The following is a 15,832-nucleotide window of genomic DNA, read 5'->3' as shown; positions in this document are numbered from 1 at the left end:
AGCGGGGCGGTGCGGGCAGAACAGGAGGAGGACACGCGCGGGAGCGGCGGCCGGGACGCCGTCGCTCCCCGGACGTGGGGCCCGACGAGCCGCGGGAGGCCGGGACGGTGGCGAGCGCAGCCGAGCAGGAGGCGGTATCCGAGCATGCCCCGGAGCGGGCCGGACCCCCGGTGTGGCCGGGTGCGCCGACGCCCCTCGGCGCACGCTGCCGGGTCGGCCCCGACGGGGTGGCGGGCACGAACTTCGCCCTGTGGGCGGGCGGGGCGGAGGCCGTGGAGCTGTGCCTCTTCGCCCCGGACGGCAGGGAGCGGCGCCTGCCGCTGACCGAGCTGACCCATGAGATCTGGCACGGTTTCGTGCCCGGGGTCGGGGCCGGGCAGCGGTACGGCTACCGGGTGCACGGCCGCTGGGACCCGTGGACGGGCGCCCGGTGGAACCCGGCGAAACTGCTCCTCGACCCGTACGCGCGGGCCGTCGACGGGGACTTCACGCTGCCGCCCGAGGTGTACGGGCACGTCCGGGACTGGCCGCAGCAGCACATCGCCGACACCGTGCGCGACGAGCGGGACTCCGCCCCGTTCGTCCCCAAGGGGGTCGTCGTCCTGGACGACGACGACTGGTCCGACGACCGCAGGCCCAAGACGCCCTGGCAGGACTCGGTCATCTACGAACTGCACGTCAAGGGCTTCACGAAACTCCACCCGGGCATCCCCGAGCACCTGCGGGGCACCTACGCGGGCCTTGCCCACCCGGCGGCGATCGAGCACCTCGTACGGCTCGGGGTGACGGCGGTGGAGCTGCTGCCGGTGCACCAGTTCGCGCACGAGGACCATCTGCTCCGGCGCGGCCTGCGCAACCACTGGGGCTACAACTCGATCGGCTACTTCGCCCCGCACGCCGGCTACTCGTCCTCGGGGACGACCGGGCAGCAGGTCGGCGAGTTCAAGCGGATGGTGCGGGCCCTGCACGAGGCCGGGATCGAGGTCATCCTCGACGTCGTCTACAACCACACGGCGGAGGCGGGCGAACTCGGCCCGACCCTCTCCCTCAAGGGCATCGACAACCGCGGCTACTACCGCCTCCAGTCCGACGCGCGCCGGTACGCCGACTACACGGGCTGCGGCAACACGCTGCACGTCGTGCAGCCGCAGGTGCTGCGGCTCATCACCGACTCCCTGCGCTACTGGGTCACGGAGATGGGCGTGGACGGCTTCCGCTTCGACCTGGCGGCGGCCCTCGCCCGCTCCTTCCACGACGTCGACATGCTCTCGCCCTTCCTCGCGGTCATCGCCCAGGACCCGGTCCTGCGCCGGGTCAAGCTGATCGCCGAACCGTGGGACGTGGGCAACGGCGGCTACCAGGTGGGCGCCTTCCCTCCCCTCTGGACCGAGTGGAACGACCGCTACCGGGACGCCGTACGGGACTTCTGGCGCGGGGCGCTGCCCGATGTGCGGGACCTCGGCTACCGGCTCTCCGGCTCCAGCGACCTGTACGCCTGGGGCGGGCGCCGCCCGTACGCCTCGGTCAACTTCGTCACGGCGCACGACGGCTTCACCCTCCGCGACCTGGTGACGTACGAGCGCAAGCGCAACGAGGCCAACGGCGAGGGCAACAGGGACGGCACCCACGACAACCGGTCCTGGAACTGCGGGGTCGAGGGCGAGACCGACGACCCCGGGGTCAACGCCCTCCGCCTGCGCCAGCTGCGCAACCTCCTCACCACCCTCCTCCTCTCCACCGGCGTCCCGATGCTCGTCGCGGGCGACGAGATGGGCCGCACCCAGGGCGGCAACAACAACGCCTACTGCCAGGACAACGAGACCGGCTGGCTCGACTGGTCGCTGCCCGACGACCCCGGCCGCGCCCAGCTCCTCGCCCTCACCCAGCGGCTGCTCGACCTGCGCCACCGCCACCCGGTGCTGCGCCGCCGGGCCTTCTTCTCCGGCCGGCCGCAGGGCACGGACGGGCTGCGGGACCTGGCCTGGTTCGGCGCCGACGGCACGGAGATGACCGAGGGCGACTGGTACGCCCCCACGGCCACGCTCGCCCTCTACCTGTCGGGCCGCGACATACCGGGCCGGGACGGCCGAGGCGAGCAGATCACCGACGACAGCTTCCTCGCCGTCCTCCACGCGGGCCCGCACCCCCTGGACTTCCACCTCCCGGGCCCGCCCTGGGCGGAGTCGTACGAACTGGTCGTCGACACGTCCCACGAGGACCAGTCCGGCCCCCCGGGCACGCTCCACCGGGGCGGCGGGACGCTCACGGTGGGGGGCCGGTCGGTGGTGCTGCTGCGGGTGGCGGCGTGAGGCCGTCAACCGATCGGTTGACGGCGGGTACGACCACCGGTCCGGAAGGGCGGCCGGAAAACCGGATGAGGGGTGTCAGTGGTGAACCGTAGGGTCGGCCCTGATGCCCGAGAAACCTGTCGCCCCAGAGCCCGCCGCCTCCGACTCCCCCGACGCTCACGACCGCTCCGCGGTGCGGACGCTGCTCCGGCTCTGGCCGTACGTGCGGCCCGTGCGGGCGCGGTTGTTCACGGCCGCGTTCGTCGCGATCGTCGCGTCCTGTCTGTCGCTCGTCATCCCGCTCGTCCTGAAGTGGATGGTGGACGGACCGGTCGCGGACCGGGACCCGGGAGGCGTGTGGCTGGGGGCGCTCTACCTCCTGCTGCTCGGCATCGCCGAGGCCGTGCTCTTCGGGTACCGGCGGTGGCTGGTGGCGCGGCCGCTGTCGGGCGTCGAGGCGCGGATGCGGGCCGATCTGTACGGCAGGCTCCAGCGGCTGCCGATCGCCTTCCATGACCGGTGGGCGTCCGGGCAGCTGCTCTCGCGGGGCACGACCGATCTGATGCTGGTCCGGATGTTCCTGGCCTTTCCCCTGACGTTCCTCCTGGTCAACGGCGTGACGATCCTCGCGGGTTACGTCCTGCTGCTCGCCCAGGACTGGTCGCTCGGCCTGGTGCTCCTCACCCCGGTCGTTCCGCTGGTGGTCGTCTGCTCGTACTTCGAGCGCCGGTACGGGGTGGTCGCGCGCCGCGCCCAGGACCAGGTGGGCGATCTGACGACGGTCGTGGAGGAGAGCGTCCTCGGCATCCGGATCGTGAAGGGCTTCGGCCGGCACCGCAGCCAGGCCCGCGCCTTCCGGGAGCTCGCGGGCGAGCTGCGCGGCACGGAGCTGGTCAAGGCCCGGCTGCTCGCCATGATCTGGGCGGTCATCACCTTCGTACCGGAACTGGCCATCGGGGCGGCCCTGGTGCTCGGCACGGTGCGGGTCGCGGACGGGGACCTGTCGGCGGGCACGCTCGTCGCGTTCCTCTCGACGGCCCTGGCGCTGCGCTGGCCCGTGGAGTCGATCGGCTTCCTGCTCGCGATGAGCCAGGAGGCGGCGACCGCGACGGAACGGTACTTCGAGGTGATGGACGCCGAGGTGGAACCGGACACCGCCGGGACGGGCGCGCCGGCGGACGGCCCCGGCGGGGTGCGCTTCGAGGGGGTGTCGTTCCGCTACCCGGACGCCCCCGCGGACTCCCCGCCCGTCCTGGACGGGATCGACCTGCACATCCGCCCCGGCGAGACCCTCGCCCTCGTGGGCGGCACGGGCTCCGGCAAGACCACGCTCACCGCGCTCGTCCCGAGGCTGCACGAGGCGACCGGCGGCCGGATCCTCCTCGACGGCGAGGACATCGCCCTGATGGAACGGGACCGGCTGCGGTCCCTGGTGTCGATGGCCTTCGAGGAGCCGACGCTGTTCTCGGCGAGCGTCGGCGAGAACGTCCTGATGGGCGCCGGTGACGGGGCCGGCGAGCCGGAGCTGCGGCGCGCGCTCGGCGTGGCGCAGGCGGACGGCTTCGTGGACCGGCTGCCCGAGGGCACCGCGACCCAGGTCGGCGAGCAGGGCCTGAGCCTCTCCGGCGGTCAGCGGCAGCGGCTCGCGCTCGCCCGCGCGGTCGTCGGCCGCCCCCGCTTCCTGGTCCTCGACGACCCGCTGTCGGCGCTCGACGTGCACACGGAGGCGCGGGTCGAGGCGGCCCTGCGGGAGGTGTTGCGGGAGACGACGGCCCTGGTCGTGGCGCACCGCCCGTCGACGGTGATGCTCGCCGACCGGGTCGCGCTCCTCTCGCGGGGCCGGATCACGGCCGTGGGCACCCACCGGGAGCTGCTGCGGACCAGCGAGGAGTACGCCTGGCTGATGTCCGGCGCGGGCAAGGAGGAGGACCGATGACGGACACGATGCTCACCCCGCCGACCGAGCGGAAGAACCCCGCGGGACCGGCCCCCGCCGGGGACCCCTTCGACCGCGACGACCTGCCCGCCCCGCCCGGGGCGACGGGCGCGCTCCTCCGTTCGCTGCTCGCCACGCACCGCGCGCGGGTCGCTGTCGCCGCGCTCGTCCTCCTCGTCAAGGAGGCGGCGATCCAGGCGGGCCCGCTGCTCGTGGCGTACGCCATCGACCGGGGTGTCCCGGCCTTCCGGGACGGGAACCACGGCCCGGTCGTCGCGGTGGCGCTCGGCTATCTCCTCTGCGCCGCGCTGTCCGGGCTCCTCCAGTACGTCTTCGTCCGTGGAGCGGCCCGCGTCAACCAGGACGTCCTCCTGGACCTGCGCGGCCGGATCTTCCGCCACGCCCAGGTCCTCAGCGTCGACTTCCACGAGCGCTACACCTCGGGCCGTCTCATCTCCCGCTCGACCACGGACGTCGAGTCGCTCCAGGAACTGCTCTCCGAGGGCCTCCAGGAACTGATCGGCGTCGTCCTCTCCTTCCTGTCGATCTCCGTCCTGCTGCTCTGGCTCGATCTCGGCATCGGCGCGGTGGCCGTCGCCTCCTTCCTCCCCCTGTACCTCCTCGTGCGCCTCTACCGGAAGCGCGCGGGAGCGGTCTACGCCGAGCGGTCCACGGCCATCGCGGGCGTGATCGTGAAGTTCGCCGAGACGATGAACGGCATCCGTCCGGTACGGGCGTTCCGCCGGGAGCGGGCCAACGACGCCGAGTTCGCGGCGCTCAACGTCCGGCACGAACGCAGCAACGGCGACGCGCTCCTGGAGATGGCCCGCTATGTCGTCGGCTCACGGCTCGTGGCCAACACGGCCGTCGCCGGCATGTGCCTGTGGGGCGCCTACCGGGTGGCCTCGGGCTCCCTGGAACTGGGCGTCCTCGCGGCGGCGGTCCTCTACATGCGGCGCCTGTACGACCCGATCGACCGCCTGGGCATGTTCCTCAACTCCTACGAGTCGGCCGCCGCGTCCCTCACGAAGATCGCGGGCCTGCTCGCCCAGGAGCCGGGCGTACCGGAGACGGCCGCGCCCAGGGAACTCCCCGCCCGCTCCGGCGGCCCGGGCCGCGAAGTCGTCTTCGACCAGGTCCGCTTCGCCTACCGCACGGGCGGCGAGGTCCTCCCCGCCTTCGACCTGACGATCCCGCCCGGCCAGACGGTGGCGGTCGTGGGGGCGACGGGCGCGGGCAAGTCGACGCTGGCCAAGCTCCTGGCCCGCTTCTACGACCCCACCGACGGGGCGGTACGGCTCGACGGCGTGGACCTCCGCGACCTGGCGACACCAGAGCTCCGCCGAGGTGTCGTCATGGTGACGCAGGAGGCGTTCCTCTTCTCGGGCACGGTCGCCGAGAACATCGCGATCGGCCGCCCGGAAGCGACCCGCGAGGAGATCGAGCGGGCCGCCCGCGCCATCGGGGCACACGAGTTCATCGCCGGCCTCCCGGACGGCTACGACACGGACGTACGCAAGCGGGGCGGCCGGATCTCGGCGGGCCAGCGGCAGTTGGTGGCCTTCGCCCGCGCCCTCCTGGCGGACCCGGCGGTCCTGATCCTCGACGAGGCGACCAGCTCCCTCGACGTACCGGGCGAGCGGGCGGTGCAGCGGGCCATGGACACGGTCCTCGCGGGCCGTACGGCGGTGGTCATCGCCCACCGCCTGTCCACGGTCGAGGTGGCGGACCGGGTCCTGGTGATGGAGTCGGGCCGGATCGTCGAGGACGGCACGCCGTCGGACCTGGTCACGGGCGAGGGCCGCTACGCGGGCCTGCACCGGGCGTGGCGGGAGAGCCTGGTGGGCTGACGGCCGCCGACGGCGCCTCAGTCCCGCGCACCCCGCAACAGGACCACCGACAGGGCGGCCGCGCCCGCCATCAGTACCGCCGCGGCGACGGCGGCCCCCGCCATCGCGTCCACGAAGGCGTCCCTGGCCGCCTCCAGGACCGGCCCGGGGAAGCCCAGCGCGCCTCCGAGGGTCTCCCGGGCGGCGGCCGGGGCCGAGGAGGGCATCGCGGCCGTGTAGACGGCGGCGCCGACCGATCCGAGGACCGCCATCCCGAGCGCCCCGCCCAGCTCCTGCCCCGATTCGAGGACGGCGGCGGCGGATCCGGCGCGTTCGGGTGGGGCGGCGCCGAGGGCGAGTTCGTTGGCGAGGGTCATCGCGGAGACGAGCCCGGCGGCGTAGACCCCGCCGCCGACCATCACGATCCACAGGGGCGTGGCGCGGTCGACCCCGGCGAGGCAGGCGAAGCCCGTGGCGGCGACGAGGAACCCGCCGCCCATGACGTATCCCCGGTCGACCCGCCGGGCGAGCGCGGCGGCCGCCGGCGCGGCGACGAGGACGCCGCCGGCGGGGACGAGGCTCCAGAGAGCGGCCTCGAAGGGGCTCTGGCCGAGGACGGACTGCAGGTACTGGGTGAGGAAGACGGCGAAGCCGACGGTCGCGACCATGGCGAGCATGTTGACGAGGACCGAGCCGCCGTAGGCCCGCCGGCGCAGGAGGTCGAGGTCGACCATGGGGTGGGCGAGACGGGCCTGCCTGCGGACGAAGACGACGGCGAGGAGCAGGCCCGTGGTGATGCCGAGGGCGGGCAGGGGCGCCCAGCCGTCCTCGGCGAGCTCCTTGACGCCGTGGATGAGCGGCAGCAGCGCGGCCAGGGAGAGGGCGGCACTCGCGAGGTCGAAGCGGCCGCCGGTGGTGCCCTTGGACTCGGGGAGCAGCATCGGGCCGAGGATCAGGAGCAGGGCCATGGCGGGGAGGTTGATCAGGAAGACGGAGCCCCACCAGAAGTGTTCGAGGAGCGCTCCGCTGACGATGGGTCCGATCGAGATGCCGCTCGCCATGACGGTGGTCCAGAGGGTGACGGCCCTGGCGCGCTGGGCCGGGTCGTGGAACAGGGTGCGGATGAGGGCGAGCGTGGACGGCATGAGGCAGGCGCCCGCGACGCCGAGGAGGGCGCGGGCGGCGATGAGGGTGCCGGGGCTGTGGGCGTAGGCGGCGGCGACGGAGGCGAGGCCGAAGAGGGCGGCGCCGCCGAGGAGGAGCCTGCGGCGGCCGACGCGGTCGCCGAGGGCGCCCATGGTGACGAGGAGTCCGGCGAGGACGAAGCCGTACATGTCGAGGATCCACAGCTGCCCGGTGGCGCCGGGGCGCAGGTCCGCGGCGATGGAGGGGATCGCGAAGTAGAGGACGGAGACGTCCATGGAGACGAGGAGGAGGGGCAGCATCAGGACGCCGAGGGCGGCCCATTCGCGGCGGCCGGCGCGGGCGGGTGCGGCCTCTGACCGGCCGCCGGGGCCAGGTTCGAGCGGGCCGCCGGGGTTCGTCGTGAGTGTCATGCGGGGAGGGAAGCAGGGCGTACGCGTACACCGCCACGCGTGCCCTAGTACGCCTGGGCCGCACGCCCGCGAAGACCCATGTCACCGACGTGTACGGCGTCCAGGTGCACTAGTACGCTCACCGCCGTGACGAGCCAGCCGCCCTATCTCGCGATCGCCGCCGAACTCCGCCGCCGCGTCCGGTCGGGGGAGTTCGCACCGGGCGACCGGGTGCCGTCGACGCGGGCGATCACCCGGGAGTGGGGCGTGGCGATGGCGACGGCCACGAAGGCGCTGGGGGTGCTGCGCCAGGAGGGTCTGGTGCGGGCCGAGCCGGGCGTGGGCACGGTGGTCGTCGCCCCGGCGGGTCCGGACGCGGAGCCCCTGTCGCGGGAGCGCCTTGTGGAAGCCGCGCTCGAACTCGCCGACTCCGAGGGGCTGCACGCGCTGACGATGCGCCGGGTGGCGACGGTGCTCGGGGTGTCGACGATGACCCTTTACCGCCATGTGCCGGGCAAGGCGGAGCTGGTGCGGCTGATGACGGACGCGGCCTGTGCGGAGGTTCCGCTGGGGCCGGTTCCGGCGGAGTGGCGGGTGGGTCTGGAGCGGGGGGCCCGCTGGCTGCGGGGGGTGTACGCGCGGCACCGGTGGATGGCGCACGCGATGGCCTCGTTCACGCGGCCGGTCGCGACGCCGCACGCGATGGCGTACCTGGAGTGGATGCTGCGGTCGCTGCGGGGGACTCCGCTGACGTACACGGAGAAGCTCCACACGCATCTGCTGATCTTCGCCTACGTCCAGGGCCTGTCGATGGCCGACGACCTGGAGGAGCAGGCGCGCCAGGACACGGGGATCTCCGGCAGCGAGTGGATGGAACAGAACGAGCCACGGCTCGACGCGATCCAGGCGAGCGGCTCGTACCCCGAGCTGAACTCGGTGACCGGGGACGCCGACTTCGATCTGGACCTGGACGCGCTCTTCGAATTCGGTCTCCGGCGAACGCTGGACGGCATCGCGTCCATGATCGACGAAACGTCCGGTTAACGAACACCGACGTACGGGCAGCGAACGAATTCCGGCCAACTTCCGGCCACCCTCCTGACAGGTCCCCGTCATCCCTGTCACTCTCTCCCCGGCTCTTCGCATCACCGTTCGCCGCTTCACCCGAACGAGTAACGCGTCATCCGCACGTGCTCCACAGCTCTGCTTGCTCCGCCCGGACGGGCCCACCCAGTCCGCCGGTACCCCCCTCGCAAGAAGGAGTCCGCGTGAGATCCACGCCCAGCCGCCGCGCCACCGCGACCGGCGCTCTGATCGCTGCCGCCGCCATGCTCGCCGTGAGCGTCCAGACCGGATCCGCCACCGCGGCCGACGATCCCTGGACCATCGCCCCCAAGGCCCAGCAGGGCACCTCGGCGAACCCCGGCAAGCTCCCCGCCGACCTCACCCCCGCCGAGCGCACCGCGCTCATCAAGGCGGCCGACGCCGACAAGGCCGCCACGGCCAGGTCCCTCGGCCTCGGCGCCCAGGAGAAGCTGGTCGTCCGCGACGTCGTGCAGGACCGCGACGGCACGACCCACACGCGCTACGAGCGCACCTACGCCGGGCTGCCCGTCCTCGGCGGTGACCTGATCGTCGCCGAGTCCAAGGCCGGCGCGACCACCGCGGTGACCAAGTCCTCCCGCGCGGAGCTGAAGAACGTCGACCTCACCGCGACCGTCACCCCGGCCGCCGCCGAGAAGCAGGCCGTCGGCCTCGCCAAGGCGGAGGGCTCGAAGGAGACGGCCGCCGAGCGCGCCCCGCGCAAGGTCGTCTGGATGGCCTCGGGCGCCCCCGTCCTCGCGTACGAGACCGTCGTCGGCGGCATCCAGCACGACGGCACCCCGAGCGAGCTGCACGTCGTGACGGACGCCAGGACCGGCGCGAAGCTGTACGAGTGGGAGGGTGTCCACACCGGCACCGGCAACACCCAGTACAGCGGCACGGTCACCCTCGGCACCGCGCCCTCGTACACGCTCACCGACACGACCCGCGGCAACCACAAGACGTACAACCTCAACCGGGGTACGTCCGGCACCGGGACGCTCTTCTCCGGCCCCGACGACGTCTGGGGCAACGGCACCCCGTCGAACCTGGAGACGGCGGGCGCCGACGCCCACTACGGCGCCGCGCTCACCTGGGACTACTACAAGAACGTGCACGGCCGCTCCGGCATCCGCGGCGACGGCGTCGGCGCGTACTCCCGGGTCCACTACGGCAACGCGTACGTCAACGCCTTCTGGCAGGACTCCTGCTTCTGCATGACGTACGGCGACGGCGCGAACAACGCCAAGCCGCTCACCTCGATCGACGTGGCCGCGCACGAGATGACGCACGGCCTGACCTCCGTCACCGCCGGTCTGGTCTACAGCGGCGAGTCCGGCGGCCTCAACGAGGCCACCTCGGACATCTTCGCGGCGGCCGTCGAGTTCTACGCCAACAACGCCCAGGACCAGGGCGACTACCTCGTCGGCGAGAAGATCGACATCCGCGGCAACGGCACCCCGCTGCGCTACATGGACAAGCCCAGCAAGGACGGCTCGTCCAAGGACTACTGGTACTCCGGCATCGGCGGCGTCGACGTCCACTACTCCTCGGGCCCGGCCAACCACTGGTACTACCTGCTCTCCGAGGGCAGCGGCACCAAGACGGTCAACGGCGTGACCTACGACTCGCCGACCTCCGACGGCCTGCCCGTCACCGGCATAGGCCGCGACAAGGCCTCGCTGATCTGGTTCAAGGCGCTCACCACCAAGTTCAACTCCTCCACCAACTACGCCGGCGCCCGCACGGGCACCGTCGCGGTGGCCACGGAGCTGTACGGCGCCGGCAGCCCCGAGGTGCTCGCGGTCCAGCACGCCTGGGCCGGCGTCAACGTCGGTACCCGCCCCGGCGGCACCGAGCCGCCCGTGGGCAAGGTCTTCGAGAACGCGGCCGACGTGTCCATCCCGGACAACGGCGTCGCGGTGACCTCCACGGTCAACGTCACCGGCATCGCCGGCAACGCCCCCTCCACCCTCAAGGTCGACGTGGACATCGTCCACACCTACCGCGGTGACCTCGTCGTCGACCTCGTCGCCCCCGACGGCTCCGTCTACAGCCTGAGCAACCGCTCCGGCGGCAGCGCCGACAACATCCTCCAGACCTTCACCGTGAACGCCTCCTCGGAGGTCGCCAACGGCGCCTGGAAGCTCCGCGCCCAGGACAAGGCCTCGATCGACACCGGCTACATCAACAACTTCAAGCTGACCTTCCCGTAACCGGGAGGTACGCGGGGGCGGGCGCCCGGAGGGATCTTCTCCCTCCGGGCGCCCGCGCGTCCGTGCCCCTCCGTAGGCTGGACCGCATGATCAGGGTGCTGCTGGCCGACGACGAGACGATGATCAGGGCCGGGGTGCGGGCCATCCTCGCCACCGACCCCGGGATCGAGGTGGTCGCCGAGGCCGGCGACGGCCACGAGGCCGTCGAACTCGCCCGCGAGCACCGGCCCGACGTCGTCCTCCTGGACATCCGGATGCCGCGGCTCGACGGACTCGGCGCGGCCGGGGAGCTGCGCAGGACCGTGCCCGACGCGGCCGTCGTCATGCTCACCACCTTCTCCGAGGACAGCTACATCGCCCGTGCGCTCGGCAGCGGGGTCAGCGGCTTCCTGCTGAAGTCCGGGGACCCGCGCGAACTCATCGCCGGGGTCCGGGCCGTGGCCGGGGGCGGCGCCGCCCTCTCCCCCACCGTCGCCCGCCGGGTCATCGACACCCTCGGCGGCGAACGCCTGACCCGCGCCGACGAGGCACGGACCCGCCTCGAACCGCTCACCGGCCGCGAGCGGGAGGTCGTCGCCCTCCTCGGCGCGGGGCTCTCCAACCAGGAGATCGCCGACCGCCTCTACGTCGTCGAGGGCACCGTCAAGGCCCATGTGAGCGCCGTCCTCGCCCGCCTCGGCCTGCGCAACCGGGTCCAGCTCGCCGTCCTCGCGTACGAGGCGGGCCTGGTCCCCGATGCGTGAGCGCGTCTTCGACCTCGTGCTGTGGCTGCTGCTCTGCGTACCCGTCCTGCTGAGGTCGGACCCGAACGACGGCGGCAGCTGGACCCAGGTCGCCGTGGGGCTCGTGGTGCTCGCGGGCTGCGTCGCGGTCAGCCGCCGGTGGCCGCTCGTCCCCGTCGCGGTCACGGTCGCGGCGAGCCTGCCCACCACCCTGGAACTCTTCACCCCCTCGTACAGCCTGGCGCTCGTCGCCTTCGGTTATCTCGCGGGGCGGCGCCAGGAGCACACCCGCGCGGCGCTCTGGCTGTTCGGCGCGATCGCGGCGACGGGTCTGGTCCTCACCGCGGTCACCCACACCTCGTTCGGTCAGTGGTTCACGCTGCTGCTCGCGCTCGCCCTCGCCGTCGTCGCGCCCTGGCTGATCGGCCGTTACGTCCGCCAGTACGACCGGCTCGTGCGCAGTGGCTGGGAGCTGGCCGACCGGATGGAGCGCGAACAGGCCGCCGTCGCCGACCGGGAGCGGCTGCGGGAACGCTCACGGATCGCCGGTGACATGCACGACTCCCTCGGCCACGACCTGGCCCTCATCGCGATCCGCGCGGGCGCCCTGGAGGTCTCCCCCGACCTCGGCCCCGACCAGCAGCGGGCGGCGGGCGAGCTGCGCCGGGCGGCGGCGGACGCGACGGCCCGGCTGCGGGACATCATCGGCGTGCTGCGCGAGGACGACGCCGCCGCCCCGACGAGCCCGCCCGGCGAGACGGTCGAGGAGCTCGCGGCCCGCGCCCGCGCGTCGGGCCTCGCCGTCACGCTCGACCCGACCCCCGTGCCCACCCTGCCGGGGATGTCGGGGCTCGCGCTGCACCGGGTCGTCCAGGAGGGGCTCACCAACGCGGCCAAGCACGCGCCCGGCGCCGCCGTCTCGGTGACCGTCGTCCAGGACGCGGCGAACGTCCGGGTCCGGGTGATCAGCGGACCGGGCACCGGCGGGAGCGGCACCGGCGGCGGCACGGGTCTCGTCGGGCTCGACGAACGGGTGCGGCTCGCGGGCGGCACCCTCGCCCACCGGGCCACCGAGGACGGCGGGTTCGCCCTGACCGCCGACCTCCCCCGCCACCCTCCCGCGCCGCCGCCGCCCGCCGCGCCCACCTCGGCCCGGGAACTGGACCGGGCCCGCCGCGAGGTCCGCAAGGGCCTGGCGCGGGCGATCTGGATCCCGCTCGCGCTGCTCGCGGCGCTCGGCCTGCTGATGGCGGGGGTCGCCCTGTGGACGCAGGCCCGGTCGTACCTGGAGCCGGCGGACTACGACCGGATCCGCGTCGGGCAGACGCTCACGGAGATCGACGAGGCCGCCGAGGACTGGCCCGACCACCCGCTCGACGGCCCCCCGCAGGCGGTACCGGCGGAGCCGCCCGGCATGGACGAGTGCCGGTACTACCGGTCGACGCTGCTCGCCGCGATCCCGGTGTACCGGCTCTGCTTCGTCGACGGGCACCTCGCCGACAAGGCCGAGGTGCCGTGACGGACCCGGGAGCCCCTATCTGAGGAGCACCCCCGCCCCCTCCCCCGTCGACTCCTCCGGCACGGCCACCAGACCGAGTTCGGCCGGGTGGGCGAGCAGCGGGTGGGCGGGGCGGACGCGGACCGTGCAGCCGAAGGTGCCGGTGCGGTCGAGTTCCAGGGTGCCCGCGTAGGTCAGCCTGCCCTCCAGGTCCGCGCCGCCCGCCGGCTTCAGCGGGACGGTACGGGTGTCGGTGAGGGTGTCGTCGGCGTCGACCCGGCCGGTGACGGCCCGTACCTCGACGTCGTCGGGGCCGAGGGCGCCGAGCGCCACCCGGACCCGGACGACCGGCGTCGCGCCGAGCTCCGCGTCCGCGAGGTCGTCCGCGAGCCCGTCGCCGATCTCCACGTGGTCGACGGTCACCTTGGGCCAGGCCTCCCGGACCCGGGCCTTCCAGGCGGCGAGGTCCCTGGCGCGGTCCGGGGTGAGCGCCCTGCGGGCGGTGGCGGCGGGCACGTAGAGCCGTTCGACGTATTCGCGGACCATCCGGTCGGCGAGCACCTTCGGGCCGAGGTCGGCGAGGGTGCGCCGGACCATCGCCGTCCAGTCGGCGGGCACGCCGTCGGGGCCCCGGTCGTAGAAGCGGGGGGCGACCCGGCGTTCGATCAGCTCGTAGAGGGCCGAGGCCTCCAGGTCGTCGCGGCGGTCCTCGTCCTCGGCGGCCGCACCGTCGGCGGTGGGGATGGCCCAGCCGAAGTCGGGCTCGAACCACTCGTCCCACCAGCCGTCGAGGACGGAGAGGTTGAGGCAGCCGTTGAGCGCCGCCTTCATGCCGCTGGTGCCGCAGGCCTCCAGGGGGCGGAGGGGGTTGTTGAGCCAGACGTCGCAGCCGGGGTAGAGGCCGCGGGCCATCGCCATGCCGTAGTCGGGCAGGAAGACGATCCGGTGCCGGACCCGGGGGTCGTCGGCGAAGCGGACGAGTTCCCGCACGAGCCGCTTCCCGCCGTCGTCGGCGGGGTGGGCCTTGCCGGCCACGACGAGCTGCACGGGCCGCTCGGGGTGGAGGAGGAGGGCCCGCAGCCGGTCCTTGTCGCGGAGCATGAGGGTGAGCCGCTTGTACGAGGGGACCCGGCGGGCGAAGCCGATGGTGAGGACGTCGGGGTCGAGGACGGACTCGGTCCAGCCGAGTTCCGCGGCGGCGGCCCCGCGCTGCCGCCAGGAGGCCCGGAGCCTCTCCCGTACGTCGGTCACGAGCCGTTCGCGGAGGGTGCGGCGCAGCTCCCACAGCTCCCGGTCGGTGGCGTCGGGGCCGAGCCGGCCGACCTCGGGGGCGACCCAGGTGGGGGCGTGGACGCCGTTGGTGATCGAGGTGATCGGCACCTCCTCGGCGTCGAAGCCCGGCCAGAGGCCGGCGAACATGGCCCGGCTGACGGCCCCGTGGAGGGTGGAGACGCCGTTGGCGCGCTGGGCGAGGCGCAGGCCCATGGCGGCCATGTTGAAGAGGCCGGGTTCGCCGCCGAGCGGGGTCTCGTCGCCGAGGGCGAGGATCCGCGCGATGTCGACGCCGGGGAGTTCGCCGTCCTCGCCGAGGTGGCGGGCGACCAGGCTCCGGTCGAAGCGGTCGATGCCGGCGGGGACGGGGGTGTGGGTGGTGAAGACCGTCCCGGCCCTGACGGTCTCCAGGGCGCTGTCGAAGTCCAGCCCCTCGCGCTGGAGTTCGCGGATGCGTTCGAGGCCGAGGAAGCCGGCGTGGCCCTCGTTGGTGTGGAAGACCTCGGGGTCCGGGGTGCCGGTGAGCCGGGTGTACGTACGGACGGCGCGGACGCCGCCGATGCCGAGCAGCATCTCCTGGAGGAGCCGGTGCTCGCTGCCGCCGCCGTACAGCCGGTCGGTGACGCTCCGTTCGCCGGGGGCGTTCTCCTCGACGTCGGAGTCGAGCATGAGGAGCGGGACCCGGCCGACCCGGGCGATCCAGAGGTGGGCGTGGAGGCTGCGGCCGCCGGGCAGGGCGAGGGTGATCCGGGCGGGGGTGCCGTCGGCCTCGCGGAGCAGGGTGACCGGCAGCTCGCCGGGGTCGAGGACGGGGTACTGCTCCTGCTGCCAGCCGTCCCGGCCGAGGGACTGCCGGAAGTAGCCGTGCCGGTAGAGCAGGCCGACGCCGATGAGGGGGACGCCGAGGTCGCTCGCGGACTTGAGGTGGTCGCCGGCGAGGATGCCGAGGCCGCCGGAGTACTGGGGCAGGGCGGCGGTGACGCCGAACTCGGGCGAGAAGTAGGCGAGGGCCGCGGGGGCGCCGGACTGCCGCTGGTACCAGCGGGGGGCGTGCAGATAGGTGTCGAGGTCGTCGGCGGCGGCCCGCAGCCGGGCCAGGAACTCCTGGTCGGCGGCGAGCGCGGCGAGCCGGGAGGCTTCGAGGGTGCCGAGGATCCGCACGGGGTCGGTGCCGGCCGCCGCCGACGGGCCGGCCGGTTCGAGGGAGGCGAAGAGGGCTCGGGTGGGCTCGTGCCAGGACCAGCGCAGGTTGTGCGCGAGGTCGGCGAGGGGTCGGAGGGTGTCGGGGAGGACGGGACGCACGGTGAATCGACGGATTGCCTTCACGCTGTCCACCTTGGCAGGCGAGTACGGAGCGGAGTGGACGCACCACGCTGTGCGTCCGTCGTTCCGCACCGACGTTAGGGCAGGGGACTCGGCGCGGCCACGGCGCGCGGGGGGCGGCGTGGTGCGC

General features: G+C 73.6%; 9 protein-coding genes. 7 read left to right on the top strand and 2 right to left on the bottom strand.

Going from position 1 to position 15,832, the window contains the following annotated elements; translation table 11 throughout:
• Positions 1-107: 107 nt before the first annotated feature.
• The 3 genes from glgX (at position 108) to ACZ4VK_RS30150 (ending at position 6,074) form a co-directional block, all read left to right on the top strand.
• Entirely contained in the window at positions 108-2,309 is a 2,202-nt protein-coding gene (gene glgX / locus ACZ4VK_RS30160) for a glycogen debranching protein GlgX (protein ID WP_468358924.1), read from the top strand.
• Between the two features lie 103 nt (positions 2,310-2,412).
• Positions 2,413-4,224: an ABC transporter ATP-binding protein gene (locus tag ACZ4VK_RS30155; protein WP_468358921.1), complete on the top strand. Its 1,812-nt coding sequence runs from the start codon at positions 2,413-2,415 to the stop codon at positions 4,222-4,224.
• Positions 4,221-6,074: an ABC transporter ATP-binding protein gene (locus tag ACZ4VK_RS30150; RefSeq protein ID WP_468358918.1), complete on the top strand. Its 1,854-nt coding sequence runs from the start codon at positions 4,221-4,223 to the stop codon at positions 6,072-6,074. The genes ACZ4VK_RS30155 and ACZ4VK_RS30150 overlap by 4 nt, the downstream gene beginning before the upstream one ends.
• Positions 6,075-6,091: 17 nt before the next feature.
• Here ACZ4VK_RS30150 and ACZ4VK_RS30145 read toward each other — a convergent pair whose 3' ends face one another.
• On the bottom strand, positions 6,092-7,609 hold the full coding sequence (locus tag ACZ4VK_RS30145; protein ID WP_468358915.1) for an MFS transporter: 1,518 nt from the start codon (positions 7,607-7,609) through the stop codon (positions 6,092-6,094).
• A 126-nt stretch (positions 7,610-7,735) separates the two neighbouring features.
• Here ACZ4VK_RS30145 and ACZ4VK_RS30140 point away from each other — a divergent pair, with 126 nt between their 5' ends.
• From ACZ4VK_RS30140 to ACZ4VK_RS30125, 4 genes are all read left to right on the top strand, one after another.
• Complete coding sequence (locus ACZ4VK_RS30140) at positions 7,736-8,632, top strand: TetR/AcrR family transcriptional regulator C-terminal domain-containing protein (protein WP_468358912.1); 897 nt, start codon at positions 7,736-7,738, stop codon at positions 8,630-8,632.
• Positions 8,633-8,856: 224 nt separating this feature from the next.
• Complete coding sequence (locus ACZ4VK_RS30135; RefSeq protein WP_468358909.1) at positions 8,857-10,887, top strand: M4 family metallopeptidase; 2,031 nt, start codon at positions 8,857-8,859, stop codon at positions 10,885-10,887.
• A gap of 86 nt (positions 10,888-10,973) precedes the next feature.
• A complete protein-coding gene (locus ACZ4VK_RS30130; RefSeq protein WP_468358905.1) occupies positions 10,974-11,630 on the top strand; it encodes a response regulator in 657 nt (218 codons plus the stop codon).
• The gene (locus ACZ4VK_RS30125; RefSeq protein ID WP_468358902.1) at positions 11,623-13,128 is read left to right on the top strand and encodes a sensor histidine kinase; all 1,506 of its coding nucleotides are present in this window, start codon (positions 11,623-11,625) and stop codon (positions 13,126-13,128) included. Before ACZ4VK_RS30130 ends, ACZ4VK_RS30125 begins: the two co-directional genes overlap by 8 nt.
• A 15-nt stretch (positions 13,129-13,143) precedes the next feature.
• Here ACZ4VK_RS30125 and glgP read toward each other — a convergent pair whose 3' ends face one another.
• Positions 13,144-15,705: an alpha-glucan family phosphorylase gene (gene glgP / locus ACZ4VK_RS30120; protein ID WP_468358900.1), complete on the bottom strand. Its 2,562-nt coding sequence runs from the start codon at positions 15,703-15,705 to the stop codon at positions 13,144-13,146.
• Between the last annotated feature and the right edge of the window lie 127 nt (positions 15,706-15,832).

The organism is Streptomyces sp. NPDC028711, assembly GCF_055565415.1.
The sequence above is the reverse complement of the archived record's forward strand: the minus strand, read 5'-3'. Positions and strand labels throughout refer to the sequence as shown.